Here is a 23,359-nt window from a genome sequence, read left to right as displayed (position 1 = left end):
ATGACTATTTTAGATGAAATTGTAGAGTATAAGGAACAATTACTAAATAAAGGATATTACGATGAAAAATTAACTACACTTGAAAATATAGATGTCTCACATAAATCGAAATTAGTTGAAAGTTTGAAAACGAATTCTAGATTAAATATTATTGCAGAAATTAAATTGAAAAGTCCGTCTGTATCTGCATTTCATGAACGTAATTTAGTACAACAAGTAAAAGATTACGAAAAGTATGGGGCCAATGCGATTTCCATTTTGACTGATGAGCAATATTTTGGTGGTAGCTTTGAACGTTTACAGGAACTTACACTACAAACTAACTTACCTGTATTGTGTAAAGATTTTATTATCCATCCGCTTCAAATTGACGTAGCTAAAAAAGCTGGTGCAAGTCTCGTTTTGTTAATAGTCAATATTCTAACCGATAATCAATTGTGTGAATTATACACTTATGCAAGCAATTTAGAATTAGAAGTGTTAGTGGAAGTTCATGACGAAGCCGAATTAGAAAGAACCTATCAATTAAACCCAGAAATAATAGGCGTAAATAATAGAGACTTAAAAACATTTATTACACGTGTAGCACATACAAATCAAATATTACGTAATAAAAAACAAGGATATTATTATATTTCAGAAAGTGGCATTAATACGAAAAAAGATGTAGAAAATATTATTCAAAGTGGGATTGATGGTTTATTAATAGGTGGGGCATTAATGAATTGTCATGATTTATCTAGCTTTTTACCATCTCTAAAATTGCCAAAGGTTAAACACACATGATACTTAAGTTTTGTGGATTTAAAACAATAAAAGATGTAGCAAAAGTTAAGTCATTAAATATCGACATGATTGGGTTTATACATTTTCCTAAAAGTAAGCGTCACGTGGATATGCAACAATTAAATAAATTTATGCACAATATTCCTCGAAATATTGAAAAAGTCGTTGTAGTAGTAAATCCAACTTTTAAAGAAATTCAAAACTTAATAACGAATACACCGCTTGACTGTATCCAGTTTCATGGCAATGAACCAATCGAATTAATCAAAAAGACTAAAGAGAATTTCAAGAATATTAAGATAATTAAAGCCCTTCCTGCCACAGACAATATTGCTAAATCAATAAAATTATACGAAAACTGTACTGACTTATTAATTATAGATACACCTTCAGAACAATATGGAGGCACAGGACGAAAATTTAATTGGAAACTACTAAACAATATTCAAACGTCGACGCCTTATTTAATCGCTGGAGGATTAGATTTAGAAAGTATTCAACAACTCGAACAATTAAATTTAAAGCATGCGGGTTACGACATTTCTAGTGGCATTGAAAGTAATCACGACAAAGACTTAACTAAAATGAGTAAAATCGTAAATCTTGTGAAAGGGGATTTAAACTATGAAGAACATCCAAACGGAAGCTGATGAATTAGGATTCTTTGGTGAATATGGAGGACAGTATGTTCCAGAAACATTAATGCCAGCTGTTATTGAATTAAAGAAAGAATATGCGAAAGCCAAACAAGATCCTCATTTTCAAAAAGAAATAGCATATTACTTAAAAGAATATGTTGGTAGAGAAACGCCTTTAACATATGCAAAATCTTATACGGAAACATTAGGAGGCGCCAAGATTTATCTCAAACGGGAAGACTTAAATCATACGGGCGCGCATAAAATCAATAATGCCATTGGACAAGCTTTATTAGCGAAACGCATGGGGAAAAATAAATTGGTTGCTGAAACAGGTGCGGGCCAACATGGCGTAGCTAGTGCAACGGTAGCAGCACTGTTTGATATGGAACTGATCGTATTTATGGGAAGAGAAGATATTAAAAGACAACAACTGAACGTCTTTCGCATGGAATTATTGGGCGCTAAAGTCGAAGCAGTAGATGACGGACAAGGTACATTGTCAGATGCAGTGAATAAAGCATTACAATATTGGGTAAGTCATGTCGACGATACACATTATTTACTAGGTTCAGCACTTGGACCGGATCCATTTCCGACAATGGTTCGCGACTTCCAAAGCGTCATTGGTAAAGAGATTAAGACACAAATATTAGAAAAAGAAAGTCGCTTACCAGATGCAGTAGTAGCATGCGTCGGCGGTGGATCAAATGCAATAGGAACATTCTACCCATTTATACAAGATGACGTTAAATTATATGGCGTTGAAGCAGCCGGTAAAGGTTTTAATACTAATAAGCATGCACTTGCTATTGGAAAAGGGCGACCAGGCGTACTTCATGGTTCGAAAATGTATTTAATTCAAGATGATAATGGACAAATAGAATTAGCACATTCCATATCAGCAGGACTGGATTATCCTGGAATAGGACCAGAGCATTCCTACTATCACGACATAGGAAGAGTAAAATACGAGTGTGCAAGTGATCAAGAGGCAATGGAAGCACTCATCCGCTTCAGTAGAATTGAAGGGATTATCCCAGCAATTGAAAGTGCCCATGCATTAAGTTACGTAGAAAAATTAGCGCCTACCATGAAGAGGGATGAAATTATTGTGGTTACAATATCTGGACGTGGTGATAAGGATATGGAAACTATTCGACAATATACTAATGAAAGAGGTGGTATAAATGAGTAAATTATTTATACCATATGTTATGGGTAACAAAGATTTCATAAAAAATATTAAAGTATTAGATGAAAATGGGGCTGATATCATTGAAATTGGTGTGCCGTTTTCAGATCCTGTGGCAGATGGACCTGTGATAATGGACGCAGGAAATAAAGCGATTAAAGAGGGCATAACGATTGACTTTATATTTAATGAATTAGTTTCACATCAACATGAGATAAATTGTAAATATGTACTTATGACATATTACAATATTATTGTTTCATATGGGGAAGAAGCCTTTTTCAAAGAATGTGAAAAAGTAGGAGTTTATGGCGTTATAATTCCAGATTTACCATTTGAATTAGCTGAAGCATTGAAAAGAAGAGTTAGTCAATACTCGGTGAAAATCATTTCACTAATAGCAATGACCGCTTCAGAAGAACGAATTAAAATGATTGCTCAACATGCAGAAGGATTTATTTATACGGTAACAATGAATGCTACAACTGGCGAAGATGGAACTTTCCACCCTGAATTGAAAGAGAAATTAAAAAGAATTAAAGAACTTACTGATATACCCGTAGTTGCAGGATTTGGCATTAGAACACCAGAACATGTTTCTAACATAATAGAAGTAGCTGACGGCGTTGTTATCGGTAGTGAAATTGTTAGTAGATTTGAAAACGAGCATCCATTTGAAATGGGAAAATATTTAGTGTCAATAAAAGAGGCATTAAATAAATAGCAACTGTTAAATTCAGTATAATAATACAACTAGAATAATTGGCAAAGCGTGTCAAAATCCTTTAAAATAAAATTAACATAATTATTACATGAGGTCGGGACAAAAGCGTTTAGGATTTGAGCAGAACCGAACGATGAGCAAAACTGTTTCTCAAATTTTGTCGAATCGAGAGTATAACCCCAACTTACTTTGATTTTAGAATTTCTGAACAAAATTCTCTCTGTTGGGTGACTGCTTCCTATAATCCTGCTTTTGGGATGCTAAAGCAAACTAGTTATTTTTAATAACTAGTTGTACTTTCTTAGAAGCTATTAGTTTCTAAGTTCTACTTTAGAGTTTCCCAGAGCACAAACTCTTTATGTCTCAACCTCTTATTATTTGTATACATTAATATACAATAAATTAATCCATTCGTCTGTATTAATGGTTTCTATTTCAGTTTTATTAATATCTATTGTATACTTATTGAGATAAAAAAAAAATTTCATATTACTATATAAATTTAAAAATTTTAATTGAAATAGTGAACATTAATCTAAAGAAAGATATCTTAAATTAGGAGTTATAAATAATGAAGTTTACAAATTTAACAGCTACAGAGTTTGGCGAATTTACAGATAAAATGCCATACAGCCACTTTACGCAAATGACTGAAAACTATGAATTAAAAGTTGCGGAAAAAACTGAAACTCATTTAGTTGGAATTAAAAATAACGATAATGAAGTAATTGCTGCATGCTTGTTAACGGCTGTGCCAGTAATGAAATTCTTTAAATACTTTTATAGTAACCGTGGTCCAGTTATTGACTATGAAAATAAAGAACTTGTTCACTTTTTCTTTCATGAATTAGATAAATATTTAAAACAACATAATTGTTTATATGTGCGTATAGACCCATATTTACCATATCAATATCGCAATCATGAAGGTGAAATAACTGGAAATGCTGGTAATGATTGGTTCTTCGACAAAATGAAACATTTGGGTTATGAACATGAAGGCTTTACAACAGGATTTGATCCTATTTTACAAATACGTTTCCATTCGGTTTTAGATTTAAAAGACAAAACGGCTAAAGATGTACTTAATGGTATGGATAGTTTACGTAAAAGAAATACTAAAAAAGTGCAAAAAAATGGTGTGAAAGTTAGATTCTTAACTGAAGAAGAATTACCCATTTTCAGATCGTTTATGGAAGACACAAGTGAAACAAAAGACTTTGCTGATAGAGAAGATACGTTCTATTATCATAGATATAAACACTTTAAAGATAGAGTGTTAGTGCCGTTAGCGTATATGAAGTTCGATGAGTACTTAGAAGAGCTACAAAGTGAACGTGAAACATTAACAAAAGATTTAAATAAAGCATTAAAAGATATCGAGAAACGTCCTGAGAATAAAAAAGCATATAATAAAAAAGCTAATCTTGAACAGCAATTAGATGCTAATCAACAAAAAATTGACGAAGCTGCTAAATTGCAAAGTGAACATGGCAATGAATTACCTATTTCTGCAGGCTTCTTCTTTATTAATCCATTTGAAGTAGTTTATTACGCAGGTGGTACGTCCAATAAGTATAGACATTTTGCTGGGAGTTATGCAGTCCAATGGAAAATGATTAATTACGCTTTAGAACATGGAATTAATAGATATAATTTCTATGGTATTAGTGGTCACTTTACTGAAGATGCTGAAGATGCAGGTGTTGTAAAGTTCAAAAAGGGATTCAATGCTGATGTAATTGAATATGTCGGAGATTTTGTGAAACCTATAAATAAACCAATGTATTCAGTATACAGAACTTTAAAAAAGCTCAAAAAATAGATTTGATTAAGAGGGGAATAGACTAATATGAAATTTACAGAGTTAACAGTTAAAGAATATGAAAACTTTGTACAAAACCCATCATTAGAAAGCCATTACTTCCAAGTTAAAGAAAATATTCAAACGCGTGAAAATGATGGTTTTGAAGTTGTGCTATTAGGTGTTAAAGATGAAAGCAATAAAGTAATTGCAGCTAGTCTTTTTTCTAAAATTCCGACTATGGGTAGTTATGTTTATTATTCAAATCGTGGACCAGTAATGGATTATTCTGATTTAGGTCTCGTCGATTTTTACTTACGTGGACTTGAAAAATATCTACATCAACATCAATGTTTATACGTGAAATTAGACCCTTATTGGATTTATCAAATATATGATAAAGATATTAATCCAATTGAAGGACGAGAAAAAAATGATGCGTTAGTTAACTTATTTAAATCTCATGGTTATGAGCATCATGGATTCACTACTAAATATGATACTTCAAGCCAAGTGAGATGGATGGGCGTAGATTATCTAAAAGGTGAAACACCTGCTTCACTTAAAAAACAATTTGATAGTCAACGTAAGAGAAATATAAATAAAGCGATAAACTATGGAGTAAAAGTTAGATTCTTAAAAAGAGATGAATTTCACATCTTCTTAGATTTATATCGTGAAACTGAAGCAAGAACGGGATTTGTATCTAAAACGGATGAATATTTCTATAACTTTATTGATACATATGGGGATAAGGTTCTTGTTCCACTTGCATATATTGACCTTGATGAGTATATTAAAACATTACAAGAATCACTTAGTGACAAAGAGTCTCGTCGTGATCAAATGATGGCAAAAGAAAATAAAAATGATAAACAACTTAAAAAGATTGCCGAATTAGATAAACAAATAGAACATGACCAAAAAGAGCTCTTAAATGCGAGCGAATTACGCCAAACAGATGGTCAAATTTTAAACTTAGCTTCTGGTGTATACTTTGCAAATGCCTACGAGGTTAATTACTTCTCTGGAGGATCATCAGAAAAATATAATAATTATATGGGCCCATACATGATGCATTGGCATATGATGAATTATTGCTTTGATCATGGTTATGATCGATATAATTTCTATGGTTTATCTGGTGATTTCACTGAAAACAGTGAGGATTATGGTGTTTATCGCTTTAAACGAGGATTCAACGTACATATTGAAGAGTTAATAGGAGATTTTTATAAACCAATAAATAAAGTGAAGTATTGGTTATTTACGACACTTGATCGTATACGTAAGAAAGTTAAAAAATAAAGTTGAAAGAAAAGCATATTGGCATGACGCCAGTATGCTTTCTTATTATCGTAATAAGTGATAGAGCCAAATTACGATATAGTGTAGGTAAATTCTAAGTTGTCATTGCGTGTTGTAGCCTACAAATTAATAATAGCACAACTCTGGATTTTAGCAATAATATTCCTAAATAATTTTATTTTGCAAAATTAATAAATATAATAATATAAAGTCTTTTGTTTTTTACTTAGAATGATAATTGGGTATAATGTAAGAATAGATGAGTGATAAAACGAAATAATTACGATTTAAATTTAAATCGAAACTGGAGCTTAAATAAGTTGTTTGAATCATAATCTATAGCGTTTAGCGCTAAAAGCAATTTAATATATCATTATACAAGCAACGATTATATACGTATGTATTATAGTTAAACGTAATTCTAGATTAGATCTCCGTATAGAGGTTTAAATCATTATAAAGTGTGTTGTGTTTAAACTTAGCATATTTATATAAATATACGAATATGAGTTGTTAAACAAATATGGCTTAGAATGAAAAATTAAAATTTAACATAAGTGATATGAACGTAAATAAAGTAAACTGTACATAAGAAATAATAAAAATGCTCAGAAATCGTCCTGACAGTGTCTATAAATATGAAATATTAAGTATTCAATATTTTAGTTTACATAATATATATTATAGGAAGTTATATATTGAACTCTAGGGGCTTATCCTTTTACATTGCTTCAACTTATTTAACAGTTTTAATAAGTATTAGTTAAAGGTCACTTAATATCTATTTGACTAGTTCTAGTAAATTACTTACATATCTTATGATAATATCTATACATATATACTATATAAAGGAGCTTATGTTACATATGAATTTAGTTTTTGATATTGATGGCACGATATGCTTTGATGGTCAGCACATTGACGAAGAAATAACTCAAAGATTAACTAGTTTACATAACGTAGGACATAGAATTATTTTTGCATCGGCAAGACCAATACGTGATTTACTTCCAGTTTTACCTAAACCTTTTCATAAATTCCCATTAATTGGTGGCAATGGTTCAATTGCTTCTGAAAATAAAACAATTCGAACTTTAGCTACTATATCTCATACTGATTTTCAAATTATCAAAGATATTATCAATAAATATGATCTAAATTACATAGTTGATGACAAATGGGATTACGCTGCTAATGTAAGTACTACAAATGAAATCTACAAACGTTTAGATCCATTACATTTAGCACAAAAGCGGTCTGTAGATGATATATCTTCACCTATCAAAGTTATCATGCTGAATATACCAACGCAGCATTTCGAGGATATTGCATCACATTTAAGTGTAAAAGCGCCCCATTTATCTTTAATTAATCATTCAAATGAACTTAATATAGATATAACGGCACAGCATATCAATAAATATACTGCTATTGAGTATATACTTGGTTCAACCCCAGTATATGTTGCTTTTGGCAATGATCATAATGATATTACGATGTTGCAAAATGCTGAGGCGGGTTATTTTGTTAATAATAAGACGTTTAATCTTACCGATTTAGAAAATCATAATAACATAAATATGATAGAGGCTGATGTTGCTTCAATATGTACAATACTTGATCAAATAATATATAACACAATTACAAAAGTTCAATAATTTGATAAAAACCGTTGAAACATTATTATGTTTCAACGGTTTTTACCTTATTCTCTCCTATTTTATAAAAAGGTAATTAAAAACGACGACGATGTTTTCTATCTTCATTTTCATAATTCTCATATTTTTGTATTTCTTTTTCTAATTTTTTCTTTTTACGCTCTCGTCTCCAATTTCTAGTAAAGTACCATAATAAGAAACTAATGATTAAACTTATAATTGATAGAAAAGCAGCGTAGCCAAGTAATGGTTGGAATGAAATGTCATAAAAATTAGGTATAAAGAATGCTAATATTCCAAGTATTATAAAAGTAATGACTGCTGATATTATCCACTTTTTCAAGACAAGCGAACAGAATACAGTCAAAATCAACATAGCAACTATAGTAATCCATAAATAGTTCGGCATATCAAAAATAGTCATGTAAAACTCCTTATATTATAAATGTATATAACATTATTCTAATTAATTATACAGTTTAATAAAAGTGATTTACTCGGCCTAAAGGCTTAATAATGAGATTGAAAATAAACTTGTGTATAATGATTGTAAAACAACAATCAAGGAGTGATTACATGTCAATGGGCTTACCATTTAGAAAAGATGTGCCTCAAGAAGAAACTTGGAATTTAAACGATCTATTTAAAGATGATCAACAGTTCTATGAAGTTTTAGATAATACGATAAATGATGCTAGAAGCTTAAACAAAAAATATAAAAATAACATTTCACTTTCTAATATTCATGAGGTTTTAAATGAGTATGAAACGATACTGATTCAACTAGATCGTTTAGGCAATTATGCAGAGTTAAGATTAAGCGTGGATACTTCAAATGAAGATGCTCAAACATTAAGTGCTAAACTTTCAACTTCCTATGGCAAAATTACTAGCCAATTATCATTTGTAGAATCTGAAATTTCAGCATTGTCTAATAGTGAGATTGAAAGTGCTATGGCTAATTCAAACGTCCCTCACTATTTACAAAAAATAATGAGTAATAAGCCTTATCAATTATCTCCAGAAGTAGAAGAAGTGTTAGCGAGTTTGTCCCCTACTTTCCAAAGTGCATATGAACTTTATGGCACAACGAAAATGTTAGATATAGCCTTCGAATCATTTGAACATAATAACGTGAATTATCCTTTGGATTATGCAACTTTTGAAAATGAATATGAAGATAATCCAGATCCTGAATTTAGACGTAAAAGTTTTCAAAATTTCAGTAATGCTTTAAGAAAATATCAACATACTACGGCAGCTACTTATAATCAGCATGTTCAACAAGAAAAAATTGAAGCAGATTTAAGAGGTTATGACTCAGTGATTGATTACCTATTACATGACCAAGAAGTAACGCGTGAAATGTATGACCGTCAAATTGATGTCATAATGAGCGACTTAGCTCCAGTAATGCAAAAATATGCGAAGTTACTTCAAAGAATTCATGGTTTAGATAAAATGCGTTTCGAAGACTTGAAAATTTCTGTAGATCCAAGTTATGAACCTCAAATTTCTATTGAAAAGTCTAAAAAATATATTCATGGTGCACTTAATATTTTAGGTGAAGATTATATTAAAATGATTGATAATGCCTACCAGGATCGTTGGATTGATTTCGCTCAAAATAAAGGTAAAGATACTGGCGCTTATTGTGCAAGTCCTTATTTCACTCATTCTTATGTGTTTATTTCTTGGACTGGTAAAATGGCCGAAACATTTGTATTGGCGCATGAATTAGGCCATGCAGGACACTTTACATTAGCACAACAACATCAAAATTTATTAGATTCTGAAGCCTCTATGTATTTTGTTGAAGCACCTTCTACCATGAATGAAATGCTAATGGCGAATTACTTATTCAGTAATAGTGATAATCCTAAATTTAAACGCTGGGTAATTGGTTCTATTTTATCTCGTACTTATTATCATAATATGGTAACGCATTTGCTTGAAGCGGCATACCAACGTGAAGTGTATCGTAAAGTTGATAATGGTGAATCTCTTACTGCTACAGTGTTGAATAATATTATGCGTACAGTTTATGAACAATTTTTCGGAGATGCAGTTGAACTTACTGAGGGCACAGAATTAACTTGGATGCGTCAACCTCACTATTATATGGGATTATATTCATATACTTATTCTGCTGGATTAACAATCGGAACAGTGATGTCTCAGAAAATTAGAGAAGAAGGTCAACCTGCCGTTGATGCTTGGTTAGACACACTTAAAGCTGGAGGCAGTAAATCACCAGTTGAACTTGCTAACATCGCTGGTGTCGATATTACGACAGATGCGCCATTGAAATCTACAATTAAATATATATCTGACTTAGTAAATGAAGTGGAATCTCTTACCGATCAAATTGAACAAGAAAATTAATCGATATTATACCTATACACATCATTTATCTTAAAAGCAACAACCCCGTTATTCAAATCATTACGAATAACGGGGTTGTATATATTTATTTATCTAAATTTGGGTTATTTTAGAATAAATGTATAATTTATAAATCTCGAACCTATATTATTGGCGAGAAGATTTTTCATAGTGTTCGCCGGTAAAATAGTAATATGCACTTTCTGCAATATTACTAACGTGATCACCTACGCGTTCTAGGTTTCTAGCAGCTAATTGCGCTTGTCCAGCTACAAATGGATCGTTATCGATAAGATAAGTAGTATTAACAATATTAATATATAAATCATCGATATCTCGATCCCGCTCAATAACTTCTTTAATCAATGTGATATCTTCATGTTTAGCAGCAGTATTTAAATCTTGCAACATAAGCATTGCTAACTTACCCATTGTTTTTAAACGTGTTAAAACGTAATGGTCTGTAATTTTTACTCTTAAACGAATATGAGCGATATTAGCTGCATTATCCCCCATTCTTTCGAAATCGGTAGAAATTTTTAAAGCTGACATCATCATTCTTAAATCAGTTGCAATAGGTTGTTGTTTAGTAATTAACATTATGACTTTCTCATTAATTTCACAATCGAAATCATTAATTTCTTTGTCTTTTTCAATGACTTGTCTTGCAAAATTTTTATCATCTTCACTTAACGACACTAACGCGTTTTCAATATTAAAATAAACACGAAGACCAAGGCGACGGATATCTTTGATTAAATCGCCTAGTTGACCTTCGTATTTTTGTCTAATAATCGTCATGTTGAATATTAACCGAAGCGTCCTGAAATGTAGTCTTCTGTTTGTTTATCAGAAGGGTTAGAGAAGATTTTATCAGTGTCGTCATATTCATTTACATAACCATTAAGGAAAAATGCAGTTTTGTCAGATACACGCGCAGCTTGTTGCATGTTGTGTGTAACCATAATAATTGAGTAATTTTCTTTTAATTCTTGAACTAATTCTTCAACTCTTAATGTTGAGATTGGGTCAAGTGCTGATGTTGGTTCGTCCATAAGAATAACATCAGGCTCAATTGCTAGACATCTAGCGATACATACACGTTGTTGTTGCCCACCAGATAAACCGTAAGCATTTGTATGTAATCTATCTTTTAATTCATCCCAAATTGCAGCGCCACGTAATGATTTTTCTACGATTTCATCAAGGATTTTTTTATCTTTAATACCATGAGTTTTAGGACCATAAGTAATATTGTCATAAATAGATTTAGGGAATGGGTTTGGTTGTTGGAATACCATTCCTACATTTGTTCTTAATTTTTCTTTTGAATAATTTTCATCAAAGATATTTTGATCACGGTATAAAATTTTACCTGCAGTTTTTACTGAAGGAACTAATTCAACCATACGATTTAATGTTTTAATATAAGTTGATTTACCACAACCTGATGGTCCAATAATTGCTGTTACATTATTTTCTAAAATATCTAAGTTAATATTTTGAAGTGCGTGTGTTTCTCCATACCATAAATCTAAATTTTGAGTAGAGTATACAACTTTTTTATCACTATCTGAAATTTTTGATTGGTCATTTTGTTTTTCATTTGAAGACACAACAGTAGATACTGGTGTTTTTGAGTGATCAGTATGATTTGCTACTTCTTGTTTTTTTTCATCTACATTTGTATTTGCCATAATTAAAACTCCTTCTATATTTGAGAGAAAAGTGACCTAGCCACTTTCTCTCCCCCAAAATTACATTAAATAGATTTGAATTAATATTTTCTTGAGAATTTGTTACGTAAGAAAATTGCGATAGCGTTCATTAATAATAAGATAACAAGTAATACGATAATTGCAGCTGAAGCAACGTTTTGGAATTCAGCTTGTGGCATTTTAGCCCATGTATAAATTTGAGTCGGTAAAGCAGTAAACATAGACATAATACTAGTTGGTGTTGCTAGTAAAATTGTTGGTACACCGATTAAAATCAATGGTGCTGTTTCACCTAATGCACGAGATAAAGATAAGATGAAACCAGTTAAGATACCAGGTAATGATGCTGGTAATACAACTCGTCTAATTGTTTGCCATTTGTTAGCACCTAACCCATATGATGCTTCACGAACTGAGTTTGGCACTGCTCTTATTGCTTCTTGACTTGATACAATAATAATCGGCAAAATAAGTAAAGACATTGTTAAAGCTGCGGCGATAACGCTGTTTCCTAATGATAATGCTTGAATGCCACCGCCACGAACGAATATTGTTAAACCTAATAAACCGAATACGATTGAAGGAACACCCGCTAAGTTAGAAATACTAATTTTAACAAAACTAGTGAAAAAGTTATCTTTAGCGTATTCTTCTAAGTAAATTGCCGTTCCTACACCTAAAATAATTGAAATTGGAATAATACTTACCATTAACCAAATTGTTCCTGCTAAAGCCCCTTTAATTCCTGCTTGTGAAGGTGTTGAAGAGGAGAAGTTAGTGAAAAATTCAGGTGTTAAGTGGCCTGCGCCTTTAACAAGCGTTTGTATAAGTAATGCTACAAGTACTAATAAGGCGATTACGATACACGCAAAGAATAACCACTTATTAATTTTATTTTTAGTTGCTCGACTTGAAATGTTTTTTTCAACTTTATTTTGATCTACTAAGCCTTTTGCTTTAGGGTTTGTAGTTGCTGTCATATTAATACTCCTCTCTGAAGCGTTTAGAAACCCAATATGAAATAAGGTTCATAATTAAAGTGAAGATGAATAATGTGAAACCAACAGCGTAGATACTGTAGTAAATATCTGAACCAAAAGTTGCATCTCCAGTAGCGATTTCAACAATATAACCAGTCATTGTTTGAATTGAACTAGTTAATGACAATGATGCTGTTGGTGAACTACCTGCTGCTAATGATACAATCATTGTTTCGCCGATAGATCTTGAAATACCTAATACGATTGAGGCAACCACACCAGAGGCAGCAGCTGGAAGTACAACTTTAGTCGCTACTTCAAATTTAGTTGATCCTAAACCATAAGCACCTTCACGAATTTTGTTAGGTACTGATGACATAGCGTCTTCACTCATACTAGTAATGATAGGAACAATCATAATACCTACTACTATCCCTGGACTAATGGAGTTGAAACTGTCTAATACAGGAAGAATAGTTCTTAGTACAGGTGTTACAAAAGTTAACGCAAAGAAACCGAATACGATTGTTGGAATCCCTGCCAAGATTTCAAGAATTGGTTTGATGATACGACGTGCTTTGTCACTAGCGTATTCGCTTAAATAAATGGCAGCTCCTAAACCAATTGGTACTGCTACAATTGTTGCAATAACTGTAATTTTCAATGTTCCAATAACTAGTGCCCAAATACCATATTTCGGATTTGAACCAGTAGGGTTCCACTCTTTAGTGAATAGGAATTCAGTGATTGAAACACGAGTGAAAAATGTAATTGTTTCTGTAATTAAAGTGAATAGAATGCCAATGGTAGTTAAAATAGAGATAGCTGCAATAATTCCTAAAATGATGGGCACAATTTTATCGCTAAAACCACCTTTTTTAGCATTATTTTTAGCTATCATTTCTCTAACATTAGTTTCTGTAGCCATATATAACCCTCTCTTTTTTTCTCCCAATCAATTTAAAAAAGAGCAAGGAAATTATTAGGTAATAATGAGTTCAAATTAACTAAAACATTTTAAAATCACCCATATATTCGAAAACAAGGTGGCGGTTAAACCACCTTGTCATACCCCTTGAATAATTTCCCAGCCCTTTGATATTAATAATGATTATTTTTTATCTGAATCTTTTTTACCATATTTATCTAATTCTTTAAGTTCGTCTTTGTAAACTTTATCTGGAGAAGCTACATAACCAGCATCTTCAGCAGATTTACCTTTGTCTTCTAAAGTGAATTTCATGAATTCTTTCATTACATCATTATCTTTTAATGATTTTTCTTTAACATATAAGAATAATGGTCTACTTAAAGCATATGAACCGTCTTTGATTGCATCTTTCTTAGGTTCAGTTGCTTTGCCTTTATCGTCTTTGATTTTAACTGCTTTTAATTTATCTTTGTTTTGTTCGTAGAAGCTATAACCAAAGTAACCAATACCTTCTTTGTTTTTCTCAACTGATTGAACGATTACGTTAGTGTCTCCGTTTTTCTCAGCTTTAATGTCGCCTTTATCCATTACTTCCTCTTCGAAGAAGTCATAAGTACCATGACTTGAGTTAGGTGAGAAAGCTTTGATTTTTTTGTCAGGATAGCTTGAATCTACATCTTTCCAAGTTTTAGCTTCGCCACTATAGATTTTTTTTAATTGGTCTTTAGATAATTCTTTAACGAAGTCATTATCTTTGTTGACAGCGATTGTTACACCGTCTTGAGCGATTTTGAATTCTTTATATTTAATACCTTTGTCTTCTAATTTTTGTTTTTCTTCATCTTTGATTGGTCTAGAAGCTTGAGAGAAATCAGTTTCTCCAGCGATGAATTTTTCAAATCCAGCACCAGTACCAGCTTGACCAGATGAGATAGTAGCGTTTGGATGATCTTTAGCCCATTTTTCGTTTAATTTCTCAACGATAGGAGCTACAGTAGATGAACCTTCACCTTTTGCTTCGCCTTTAAGGTCTTTTCCATCTCCAGAACCACTACCGTTACTGCCGTTGCCACCGCCACAAGCACCTAATAATACTGAAGCACTTAATACAGTTGTACCGACTAATTGCCATTTTTTCATTAAAACATCCTCCTAATATAGATAACCCAAATGTTATATGTATTTCTTACAATGCTTATATTACATATCTTTTGTTAATACAAAATATAATAAATGTAAAGGTTTTGTTAATTTTATAAAGAGGTTAATTTATAGCATAGATTATCTCTATATACGTAAAAAACCCACAACTCTAAATCGAGTTGCGGGTTTTTTAAAATAGCGCTAAAGTAATCAATCACAATCAGTATATATAATAGAAGAAAAACGAATTAATTTTTAAAACTAATCGTCTAGTCTTCTGCACGACTCCAACCTTTTTTAGTTAGCGTAATTTTTCCAGTTTCTATATTGATAATTTTTTGTTTGTATAAATGTCCAATAGCACGTTTAAAAGCACCTTTACTCATATTGAACACTTCTTTTATCGCTTCTGGACTTGATTTATCCCAAAATGGTAACTCACCCTCATATTCTACTAACAAGTCAAAGATTAATTGACCATCTTCATCTAGACGTTCATGCGCTAATGGTAAAAAGGATCCATTTAATTCACCTTTATCATTATGGCCAATAATTCGTACCTCTATCTCTTCGCCCAAACGTGGTTCTTCTTTTCGTTCAGATTCGTGAACAAATATTTTATAACCATCTTTGGATAATAAAAAGCTACCCACACGTAATAGACGATAAGGTCTTGCTACTAAAACTTGGTTTAATTTATCATCGTCGAATACTGGAGAAAACATCTTTTCAACAATTGTTTCACTAGCCAAACGTGCAAACATTTGATTATCCCTATCAATACGTAAAGTGACTAATACATAGTCACCAGCTTGAGGCCATAACGTTTTAACCTTAGGTAAATCTTCCCAAGGAATGAGTACTTCTCTAGGTAATCCTACATCTACTCGCGCGCCATCACGATCTGTTTTAAGCACTTTTGCAAAATCGTACTTATCCTTAGTGATGTCTGGTATGTTTTGAGTAGCAAATAATTCACCTGAACGGTTTGGATAAATAAAGAAACTATATTCCTCGCCTATTTCAAAATCATCTTCGTCATCTATTTCTGATTGATTTAATTTAACTTGTTCTCCATTAGGTCCTTTTAAAAGGTACGTTGAACCTTCTAAGCCAACAACTTCTAAAAATTCTATTGACCCAACTATATCTTTATCTAATGCCATAATATTCTCCTTCAAGGGTTTGTATTCTTTTGTATTATAACATGCCTCTTTCAAACAAGCATTCTTACAATTGAATCTACATGAGGTCGAAAGTAAAAACATTATGTGATATAATTTTTGCGTTAGATAAACGATAAATAAAGGAGTAAAGGCATGCTACAAGTAACTGATGTAAGTTTACGTTTTGGTGATCGTAAACTATTTGAAGATGTAAATATTAAATTTACTGAAGGAAACTGTTATGGACTTATTGGCGCAAATGGTGCTGGTAAATCTACATTTTTAAAAATTTTATCTGGTGAACTTGATTCACAAACTGGGCACGTCTCATTAGGAAAAGATGAACGTTTAGCAGTTTTAAAACAAGATCACTTTGCTTATGAAGACGAACGTGTATTAGATGTTGTAATTAAGGGACATGAACGTTTATATGAAGTTATGAAAGAGAAAGATGCAATTTATATGAAACCAGATTTCAGCGACGAAGATGGTATTCGTGCAGCAGAATTAGAAGGAGAATTCGCTGAAATGAACGGTTGGAATGCAGAAGCAGATGCTGCTTCTCTATTATCAGGTTTAGGTATTTCAACAGAATTACAAGATAAACAAATGTCTGAATTAGAAAACAATCAAAAAGTAAAAGTATTATTAGCACAAAGTTTATTTGGTGACCCTGATGTGCTTTTACTAGATGAGCCTACCAATGGTTTAGATATTCCAGCAATTAATTGGTTAGAAGATTTCTTAATTAATTTTGATAATACTGTAATTGTTGTATCCCATGACCGTCATTTCCTTAACAACGTGTGTACACATATTGCTGACTTGGACTTCGGTAAAATCAAATTATATGTAGGTAACTATGATTTCTGGTATCAATCAAGTCAATTAGCACAAAAAATGGCTCAAGAACAAAATAAGAAAAAAGAAGAAAAAATGAAAGAGTTACAAGACTTTATCGCTCGTTTCTCTGCGAATGCTTCAAAATCAAAACAAGCAACAAGTCGTAAGAAACAATTAGAAAAAATTGAGTTAGATGACATTCAACCTTCTTCAAGACGTTATCCATATGTTAAATTCACACCAGAACGTGAAATTGGTAATGACTTGTTAGTTGTTGATGGTATTTCTAAAACAATTGATGGCGAAAAAGTGTTAGACAATATTTCATTTACAATGAACCCTAATGATAAAGCAATTCTTATTGGTGATAGTGAGATTGCTAAAACAACATTATTAAAAATCTTAGCTGGCGAAATGGAACCAGATGAAGGTTCATTTAAATGGGGTGTCACTACATCATTAAGTTACTTCCCTAAAGATAATTCTGAATTCTTCGAAGGTGTAGACATGAACTTAGTTGAATGGTTACGTCAATATGCACCTGAAGATGAACAAACAGAAACATTTTTACGTGGTTTCTTAGGTCGTATGTTATTCAGTGGCGAAGAAGTTAAGAAAAAAGCAAGTGTTTTATCAGGTGGTGAAAAAGTACGTTGTATGTTAAGTAAAATGATGCTTTCAAGCGCAAACGTTTTACTATTAGATGAACCAACGAACCACCTTGATTTAGAAAGTATTACTGCTGTTAATGATGGCTTAAAATCATTTAAAGGTTCAATTATTTTCACATCTTATGACTTTGAATTCATTAACACTATTGCTAATCGCGTGATTGATTTAAATCAACAAGGCGGATTATCTAAAGAAATTCCTTACGAAGAATATCTTCAAGAAATTGGCGTATTACAAAAATAATTTTATTAACTCACTTCCTATCTTACTTTGGGGAGTGAGTTTTTTAGCAAATTAACAAAATTTTTATAGTTATGCACTTTACTCTTTCGTAACGCCCTACTTTTTACTAAATAGAAGTATCATTACTATTAATTGGTAAATTAACTTTTTGATTTTTCAGTCTATTGCAAAAAATCACAATTATCGGTTTACAGACACAATTGCCTTATGTATAATAAAAAACATAACAATTGAATAAGAAATTGATGAGGCGCATCAATCATTAGTACATATTAGATATACTGTCTGCAACAGCTAATATTGAAAGGGTGCGATGCCGAAACGTTTTATAGTCGCAGATGTAAAGCGTTGGACTTTGCGGTTAAGAGCTGAGAGTTTGTCATTATTATTTAATAATGGAGTGCATCACTTGTATATAAATTATGAACAAGTTCGTGGCGCATTCCGAACTTGTTCTTTTTTTTATAGCGTGGGCCTCCCAAAATGTAGGAGGTATAAGTTTGAAACGAAATGTTTTGAAGTTCGGTGGTTCATCCGTTGCCGATTTTACAAAAATAAAAAATATCGCAGAACTGCTTAAACATCGTGTGGATGACGGTGAACAATTAATTGTAGTGGTGAGTGCCATGGGCAAAACTACAGACCAATTAATGGAAAATGTATCAAATCTTACTACAACACCTAAAGATGAAGAATTAGCCCTACTATTAACTACTGGTGAACAACAAACAGTTTCTTACCTATCTATGGTATTGAATGATATCGGTGTAAATGCTAGATCGATGACTGGTTATCAAGCTGGTATTAAAACAATTGGTCATCATCTTAAAAGTAGAATTGCCGAAATTAATCCAGAAACGTTTGATAAAGCATTTGAAGATAAAGATGTTTTGGTTGTAGCAGGCTTCCAAGGCATCAATGATGAATTTGAGTTAACAACGTTAGGCCGAGGTGGTTCTGATACAACTGCCGTTGCCTTAGCTGCTAGTAATCAAATACCCTGTGAAATTTATACTGACGTTGATGGTGTGTACGCTACTGATCCAAGAATACTTAGTAAGGCAAAGCGCTTAGATTATGTATCCTATGAAGAAATGATGGAAATGAGTGCTTTAGGTGCTGGGGTCCTTGAAACAAGAAGCGTTGAATTAGCTAAAAATTACGACATTCCCCTTTATTTGAGTAGAACATTATCAAATGTGAAAGGAACATGGATTATGCCGAGAACAGAAATACTAGAGAAAAAAGCTGTAACAGGTGTTGCATTAGATAAACATATGATGCACGTGACAATCAGTTATCCCCTGCCGGATAATAGATTGTTAACACAATTATTTACTGCATTAGAAGATGGCTCAGTAAATGTAGATATGATTTCTCAAATTGTTAATACAGAAGGTTTACAATTATCTTTCTCAATTAAAGATAGTGATGCGCATCAAATTTCCAATATTTTGAAGCAGTTATCTATAGCATTTGAAGCATTGGACTATAAAATTAATGAAGAATACGTCAAAATCTCTTTGATTGGTTCTGGAATGAGAGATATGTCTGGTGTAGCATCTAAAGCATTTATTACTCTAATCAATTCTAATATTCCTTTTTATCAAACAACAACGTCTGAAATTAGTATTTCATATGTAATTGATAAAGAGAATGGTGAAAAAGCAGTTGAAATTTTATACGATGCTTTTGATATCTAAGTTGAAAGATCCTATTTATAATTAATTTTTTAAAAATTCAAAATAATAAAATAATGGAGTGACTTTTTATGACAAGAATCGCAGTAGTCGGAGCAACAGGATTAGTAGGAACAAAAATGTTAGAAACACTTGATCGTAAAAATATTGAATTTGACGATTTAGTTTTATTTTCATCATCAAGATCAGCAGGTAAAGCAGTTGAGTTTCAAGGTAAAACATATATTGTTCAAGAACTTACAGAAGAAGCAGCAAGTGAGAAATTTGACTACGTATTGATGAGTGCTGGTGGTGGAACAAGTGAACGATTTGCCCCTATTTTTGAACAAGCTGGCGCTATTGTCATCGATAATTCTAGTCAGTGGCGTATGGCTGAAGATATTGATTTAATTGTTCCAGAAGTAAATGAGCCCCACTTTAAACGTGGTATCATTGCTAACCCTAACTGTTCAACAATTCAATCAGTAGTACCCTTAAAAGTGTTACAAGATAAATTCGGGTTAAAACGTGTAGCTTATACAACTTATCAAGCGGTTTCAGGCTCTGGTATTAAGGGTAAACGTGATTTAACTGAGGGTGCAAATGGTAAAGCCCCTGAAGCTTACCCACATCCAATTTATAATAACGTTCTTCCTCATATTGATGTCTTTTTAGAGGATGGTTATACAAAAGAAGAACAAAAAATGATTGATGAAACACGCAAAATCTTAAATCAACCTGAGTTACGTGTAACTGCAACATGTGCGCGTGTACCTGTTCAAGACAGCCATAGTGTTGAAATTGATGTGACACTTGATAAAGAAGCGACAGTTCAAGAAATTAAAGACTTATTTGATCAAGATAGTCGCGTTGTATTGGTAGATAATCCAGAAAATAATGAATATCCATTAGCAATTAACTCAACTGGTAAAGACGATGTATTTGTAGGACGTATTCGTCGCGATGATTCATTAGATAATACATTCCACGTATGGTGTACATCTGATAATTTACTTAAAGGTGCAGCATTAAATGCAGTTCAAGTATTAGAGCAAGTAATCAATTTAAAAGGAGCTAGATAATAATGGCACATATTTTTGAAGGCGTTGGTGTAGCGCTTGCTACCCCATTCACAAATAATGAAGTGGATTACAATGCATTAGAAAAACATGTTGATTTCTTATTAGAAAATGGTGTACAAGCAATTATAGTTAATGGTACGACAGCTGAGAGCCCTACTTTAACTGAAGAAGAAAAAGAACAAGTGCTTGAAGTGGTAGTAAAACAAGTGGATCATCGCGTAACAATTATTGCAGGTACTGGTACGAATAATACTGCTAAATCTATCCAAGCTTCACAACGTGCTAAACAATTAGGCGCAGATGCAATTATGTTAATTACGCCTTATTACAATAAAACGAATCAACGCGGCTTAATTAAACATTTTGAAAAGATTGCAAATGAAGTTAAATTGCCTGTTGTACTATACAACGTACCTTCACGAACAAATATGACGATTAATCCTGAAACAGTTGAAACATTAAGTCATAACGAATATATTGTCGCAATTAAAGATGCTACAAATGACTTTGAATACTATGAAGAAGTAAAAAAACGTATTAATCAAGATGAATTCGCTCTATATAGTGGTAATGACGATAATGTTGTAGAGTTTTACGAACGTGGTGGAAATGGCGTTATTTCAGTTATAGCAAATGTTATTCCAAAAGAATTCCAAGCATTATATGATGCTAAACAAAGTGGACAAGATATTTCTAAAGATTTCGAACCAATTGGCAAATTATTAGATACCCTTTCTATTGATGTAAATCCAATTCCAATTAAAGCATTAACAAGTTATCTAGGTTTCGGAGAGTATGAATTACGCTTACCTCTTTTACCTTTAGAAGTTGAAGATGCCAAAGTATTGGTTGATGCATATGAACAGTTTAAAGCGGGTGAACACGAATGAAAATTTTATTAATTGGTTATGGTGCGATGAACCAACGGGTTGCTAGACTAGCAGAAGAAAAAGGTCATGAAATTATAGGTGTTATCGAGCCTGAACATAACGAGGCTACACCTTATGCGCATTTTGACCATATTGCTGAGGCGCAAGATAAAGCGGATATCGCTATCGATTTCTCAAATCCGAACCTATTATTACCGCTCTTAAATGAGGATTTCGAATTACCATTAGTCGTAGCTACTACTGGTGAAAAAGAGAAACTTGTTGCTAAATTAGAAGAACTTAGTGAACGTATGCCAGTATTCTTTAGTGCGAATATGAGTTATGGCGTTCATGTGTTAACTAAAATTTTAGAAACAGCAGTACCTTTATTACAAGATTTTGATATCGAATTAACAGAGGCACATCATAATAAGAAAGTCGATGCGCCAAGTGGCACCCTTGTTAAACTATATGATGTTATTAAAGATTTACGTAACAATGTGTCCCCTATTTATGACCGCCATGAACGCACTGAAAAACGTGAGAAAGATGAAATTGGTATCCATGCAGTACGTGGTGGCACGATTGTAGGAGAACATGATGTTTTATTTGCAGGAACAGATGAAACAATTACAATTTCTCATAAAGCACAGTCGAAAGATATTTTCGCAAATGGCGCAATAACAGCTGCTGAACAGTTAATTAATAAACAAAATGGTTATTACACTTTTGATAATTTGTAAAAACTGAAAGTAATCTTTAAATAAATGAAATAATAAGGAGAATTGAACATGGTACAACACCTTTCTGCACAAGAAATTATTCAATATATAAGTGATGCTAAGAAATCTACACCTTTAAAGGTTTATGTTAATGGAGAATTTAATAATGTTAATTTCCCAGAATCATTTAAAGTGTTTGGATCAGATAATTCAAAAGTTATCTTCTGTGAAGCGGATGATTGGAAATCTTTCTACGAAGCCAACCAAGCTAGCATTACTGACTTAGAAATTGAAATGGATCGTCGTAATTCGGCTATTCCTCTTAAAGATTTAACAAATACGAATGCCCGAATTGAACCAGGTGCTTTTATCCGTGAACAAGCCATTATCGAAGACGGCGCAGTAGTTATGATGGGCGCTACTATTAATATTGGTGCCGTTGTTGGCGAAGGCACAATGATTGATATGAATGCGACATTAGGCGGTCGTGCTACAACTGGTAAGAACGTTCATGTCGGTGCAGGCGCTGTATTAGCTGGTGTTATTGAGCCGCCAAGTGCCTCTCCAGTAGTGATTGAAGATAATGTGCTTATTGGAGCAAACGCTGTTATTCTTGAAGGTGTAAGAGTTGGCGAAGGTGCTATCGTAGCAGCTGGTGCTATTGTTACTCAAGATGTCCCAGCTGGTGCAGTAGTAGCTGGTACCCCTGCGAAAGTAATTAAACAAACGTCTGAAGTTGAAGACTCTAAACGTGAAATTGTTTCAGCGTTAAGAAAGTTAAATGATTAAGATTTATTGAGCTTTTATTTTTAG

At 32.5% G+C, this 23,359-nt stretch carries 21 protein-coding genes and 1 riboswitch; of the genes, 14 read left to right on the top strand and 7 right to left on the bottom strand.

What is annotated here, in order from left to right:
• The 7 genes from trpC to MT340_RS07410 all read left to right on the top strand — a co-directional run bounded on the left by trpC (position 1) and on the right by MT340_RS07410 (position 8,113).
• On the top strand, positions 1 to 786 hold the full coding sequence (trpC, locus tag MT340_RS07440) for an indole-3-glycerol phosphate synthase TrpC (RefSeq protein ID WP_243589406.1): 786 nt from the start codon (positions 1 to 3) through the stop codon (positions 784 to 786).
• The gene (locus tag MT340_RS07435; protein ID WP_243603720.1) at positions 783 to 1,436 is read left to right on the top strand and encodes a phosphoribosylanthranilate isomerase; all 654 of its coding nucleotides are present in this window, start codon (positions 783 to 785) and stop codon (positions 1,434 to 1,436) included. Before trpC ends, MT340_RS07435 begins: the two co-directional genes overlap by 4 nt.
• Positions 1,411 to 2,622: a tryptophan synthase subunit beta gene (gene trpB / locus MT340_RS07430; protein WP_243589404.1), complete on the top strand. Its 1,212-nt coding sequence runs from the start codon at positions 1,411 to 1,413 to the stop codon at positions 2,620 to 2,622. Before MT340_RS07435 ends, trpB begins: the two co-directional genes overlap by 26 nt.
• Positions 2,615 to 3,343, top strand: coding sequence for a tryptophan synthase subunit alpha (gene trpA / locus MT340_RS07425; RefSeq protein WP_243603719.1), 729 nt, complete (start codon positions 2,615 to 2,617; stop codon positions 3,341 to 3,343). The genes trpB and trpA overlap by 8 nt, the downstream gene beginning before the upstream one ends.
• 571 nt (positions 3,344 to 3,914) lie before the next feature.
• A complete protein-coding gene (locus MT340_RS07420) occupies positions 3,915 to 5,168 on the top strand; it encodes an aminoacyltransferase (protein WP_243589402.1) in 1,254 nt (417 codons plus the stop codon).
• A gap of 27 nt (positions 5,169 to 5,195) precedes the next feature.
• Positions 5,196 to 6,455: an aminoacyltransferase gene (locus MT340_RS07415; protein WP_243589401.1), complete on the top strand. Its 1,260-nt coding sequence runs from the start codon at positions 5,196 to 5,198 to the stop codon at positions 6,453 to 6,455.
• 866 nt (positions 6,456 to 7,321) lie between these two features.
• Entirely contained in the window at positions 7,322 to 8,113 is a 792-nt protein-coding gene (locus tag MT340_RS07410; protein ID WP_243589400.1) for an HAD-IIB family hydrolase, read from the top strand.
• 76 nt (positions 8,114 to 8,189) lie between these two features.
• Here the strand turns inward: MT340_RS07410 and MT340_RS07405 are convergent, their stop codons facing one another.
• Entirely contained in the window at positions 8,190 to 8,537 is a 348-nt protein-coding gene (locus MT340_RS07405) for a hypothetical protein (protein ID WP_243589399.1), read from the bottom strand.
• A gap of 152 nt (positions 8,538 to 8,689) precedes the next feature.
• Here MT340_RS07405 and pepF point away from each other — a divergent pair, with 152 nt between their 5' ends.
• Positions 8,690 to 10,498 (top strand): oligoendopeptidase F, encoded by a 1,809-nt coding sequence (gene pepF / locus MT340_RS07400; protein WP_243590250.1) that lies wholly within the window; start codon positions 8,690 to 8,692, stop codon positions 10,496 to 10,498.
• A gap of 147 nt (positions 10,499 to 10,645) precedes the next feature.
• On the opposite strand, the gene phoU is transcribed toward pepF, so the two are convergent.
• The 6 genes from phoU to cvfB all read right to left on the bottom strand — a co-directional run bounded on the left by phoU (position 10,646) and on the right by cvfB (position 16,436).
• Positions 10,646 to 11,299: a phosphate signaling complex protein PhoU gene (gene phoU / locus MT340_RS07395; protein WP_243589398.1), complete on the bottom strand. Its 654-nt coding sequence runs from the start codon at positions 11,297 to 11,299 to the stop codon at positions 10,646 to 10,648.
• Positions 11,300 to 11,307: 8 nt separating this feature from the next.
• Complete coding sequence (pstB, locus tag MT340_RS07390; RefSeq protein WP_243589397.1) at positions 11,308 to 12,195, bottom strand: phosphate ABC transporter ATP-binding protein PstB; 888 nt, start codon at positions 12,193 to 12,195, stop codon at positions 11,308 to 11,310.
• 80 nt (positions 12,196 to 12,275) lie between these two features.
• Positions 12,276 to 13,196: a phosphate ABC transporter permease PstA gene (gene pstA / locus MT340_RS07385; RefSeq protein ID WP_243589396.1), complete on the bottom strand. Its 921-nt coding sequence runs from the start codon at positions 13,194 to 13,196 to the stop codon at positions 12,276 to 12,278.
• Position 13,197: 1 nt separating this feature from the next.
• Complete coding sequence (gene pstC, locus MT340_RS07380; protein WP_243589395.1) at positions 13,198 to 14,124, bottom strand: phosphate ABC transporter permease subunit PstC; 927 nt, start codon at positions 14,122 to 14,124, stop codon at positions 13,198 to 13,200.
• Positions 14,125 to 14,307: 183 nt separating this feature from the next.
• A complete protein-coding gene (locus tag MT340_RS07375; RefSeq protein WP_243589394.1) occupies positions 14,308 to 15,267 on the bottom strand; it encodes a PstS family phosphate ABC transporter substrate-binding protein in 960 nt (319 codons plus the stop codon).
• Positions 15,268 to 15,539: 272 nt separating this feature from the next.
• Complete coding sequence (cvfB, locus tag MT340_RS07370) at positions 15,540 to 16,436, bottom strand: RNA-binding virulence regulatory protein CvfB (protein ID WP_243589393.1); 897 nt, start codon at positions 16,434 to 16,436, stop codon at positions 15,540 to 15,542.
• Positions 16,437 to 16,589: 153 nt separating this feature from the next.
• Here cvfB and MT340_RS07365 point away from each other — a divergent pair, with 153 nt between their 5' ends.
• From MT340_RS07365 to dapD, 6 genes are all read left to right on the top strand, one after another.
• Positions 16,590 to 18,194, top strand: a complete 1,605-nt coding sequence (locus tag MT340_RS07365; protein ID WP_243589392.1) for an ABC-F family ATP-binding cassette domain-containing protein — start codon at positions 16,590 to 16,592, stop codon at positions 18,192 to 18,194.
• A 237-nt stretch (positions 18,195 to 18,431) separates the two neighbouring features.
• A riboswitch (Lysine riboswitch) is annotated at positions 18,432 to 18,608 on the top strand.
• A gap of 86 nt (positions 18,609 to 18,694) precedes the next feature.
• On the top strand, positions 18,695 to 19,897 hold the full coding sequence (locus MT340_RS07360) for an aspartate kinase (protein WP_243603718.1): 1,203 nt from the start codon (positions 18,695 to 18,697) through the stop codon (positions 19,895 to 19,897).
• Between the two features lie 68 nt (positions 19,898 to 19,965).
• A complete protein-coding gene (locus tag MT340_RS07355) occupies positions 19,966 to 20,955 on the top strand; it encodes an aspartate-semialdehyde dehydrogenase (RefSeq protein ID WP_243589390.1) in 990 nt (329 codons plus the stop codon).
• A gap of 2 nt (positions 20,956 to 20,957) precedes the next feature.
• Complete coding sequence (gene dapA, locus MT340_RS07350) at positions 20,958 to 21,845, top strand: 4-hydroxy-tetrahydrodipicolinate synthase (RefSeq protein ID WP_243589389.1); 888 nt, start codon at positions 20,958 to 20,960, stop codon at positions 21,843 to 21,845.
• Positions 21,842 to 22,567, top strand: coding sequence for a 4-hydroxy-tetrahydrodipicolinate reductase (dapB, locus tag MT340_RS07345; RefSeq protein WP_243589388.1), 726 nt, complete (start codon positions 21,842 to 21,844; stop codon positions 22,565 to 22,567). Before dapA ends, dapB begins: the two co-directional genes overlap by 4 nt.
• Positions 22,568 to 22,615: 48 nt before the next feature.
• Positions 22,616 to 23,335, top strand: coding sequence for a 2,3,4,5-tetrahydropyridine-2,6-dicarboxylate N-acetyltransferase (dapD, locus tag MT340_RS07340; protein WP_103298052.1), 720 nt, complete (start codon positions 22,616 to 22,618; stop codon positions 23,333 to 23,335).
• Positions 23,336 to 23,359 lie beyond the last annotated feature (24 nt).

The organism is Staphylococcus sp. NRL 16/872 (assembly GCF_022815905.2).
Classification (GTDB): Bacteria; Bacillota; Bacilli; order Staphylococcales; family Staphylococcaceae; genus Staphylococcus.
This window is presented reverse-complemented; position numbering and strand designations above follow the sequence as displayed.

Excerpts from the sequence above, each read along its gene's own strand:
- trpC (WP_243589406.1), top strand. The coding sequence starts at position 1 with ATGACTATTTTAGATGAAATTGTAGAGTATAAGGAACAATTACTAAAT.
- MT340_RS07435 (WP_243603720.1), top strand. The coding sequence starts at position 783 with ATGATACTTAAGTTTTGTGGATTTAAAACAATAAAAGATGTAGCAAAA.
- trpB (WP_243589404.1), top strand. The coding sequence starts at position 1,411 with ATGAAGAACATCCAAACGGAAGCTGATGAATTAGGATTCTTTGGTGAA.
- trpA (WP_243603719.1), top strand. The coding sequence starts at position 2,615 with ATGAGTAAATTATTTATACCATATGTTATGGGTAACAAAGATTTCATA.
- MT340_RS07420 (WP_243589402.1), top strand. The coding sequence starts at position 3,915 with ATGAAGTTTACAAATTTAACAGCTACAGAGTTTGGCGAATTTACAGAT.
- MT340_RS07415 (WP_243589401.1), top strand. The coding sequence starts at position 5,196 with ATGAAATTTACAGAGTTAACAGTTAAAGAATATGAAAACTTTGTACAA.
- MT340_RS07410 (WP_243589400.1), top strand. The coding sequence starts at position 7,322 with ATGAATTTAGTTTTTGATATTGATGGCACGATATGCTTTGATGGTCAG.
- MT340_RS07405 (WP_243589399.1), bottom strand. The coding sequence starts at position 8,537 with ATGACTATTTTTGATATGCCGAACTATTTATGGATTACTATAGTTGCT.
- pepF (WP_243590250.1), top strand. The coding sequence starts at position 8,690 with ATGTCAATGGGCTTACCATTTAGAAAAGATGTGCCTCAAGAAGAAACT.
- phoU (WP_243589398.1), bottom strand. The coding sequence starts at position 11,299 with ATGACGATTATTAGACAAAAATACGAAGGTCAACTAGGCGATTTAATC.
- pstB (WP_243589397.1), bottom strand. The coding sequence starts at position 12,195 with ATGGCAAATACAAATGTAGATGAAAAAAAACAAGAAGTAGCAAATCAT.
- pstA (WP_243589396.1), bottom strand. The coding sequence starts at position 13,196 with ATGACAGCAACTACAAACCCTAAAGCAAAAGGCTTAGTAGATCAAAAT.
- pstC (WP_243589395.1), bottom strand. The coding sequence starts at position 14,124 with ATGGCTACAGAAACTAATGTTAGAGAAATGATAGCTAAAAATAATGCT.
- MT340_RS07375 (WP_243589394.1), bottom strand. The coding sequence starts at position 15,267 with ATGAAAAAATGGCAATTAGTCGGTACAACTGTATTAAGTGCTTCAGTA.
- cvfB (WP_243589393.1), bottom strand. The coding sequence starts at position 16,436 with ATGGCATTAGATAAAGATATAGTTGGGTCAATAGAATTTTTAGAAGTT.
- MT340_RS07365 (WP_243589392.1), top strand. The coding sequence starts at position 16,590 with ATGCTACAAGTAACTGATGTAAGTTTACGTTTTGGTGATCGTAAACTA.
- MT340_RS07355 (WP_243589390.1), top strand. The coding sequence starts at position 19,966 with ATGACAAGAATCGCAGTAGTCGGAGCAACAGGATTAGTAGGAACAAAA.
- dapA (WP_243589389.1), top strand. The coding sequence starts at position 20,958 with ATGGCACATATTTTTGAAGGCGTTGGTGTAGCGCTTGCTACCCCATTC.
- dapB (WP_243589388.1), top strand. The coding sequence starts at position 21,842 with ATGAAAATTTTATTAATTGGTTATGGTGCGATGAACCAACGGGTTGCT.
- dapD (WP_103298052.1), top strand. The coding sequence starts at position 22,616 with ATGGTACAACACCTTTCTGCACAAGAAATTATTCAATATATAAGTGAT.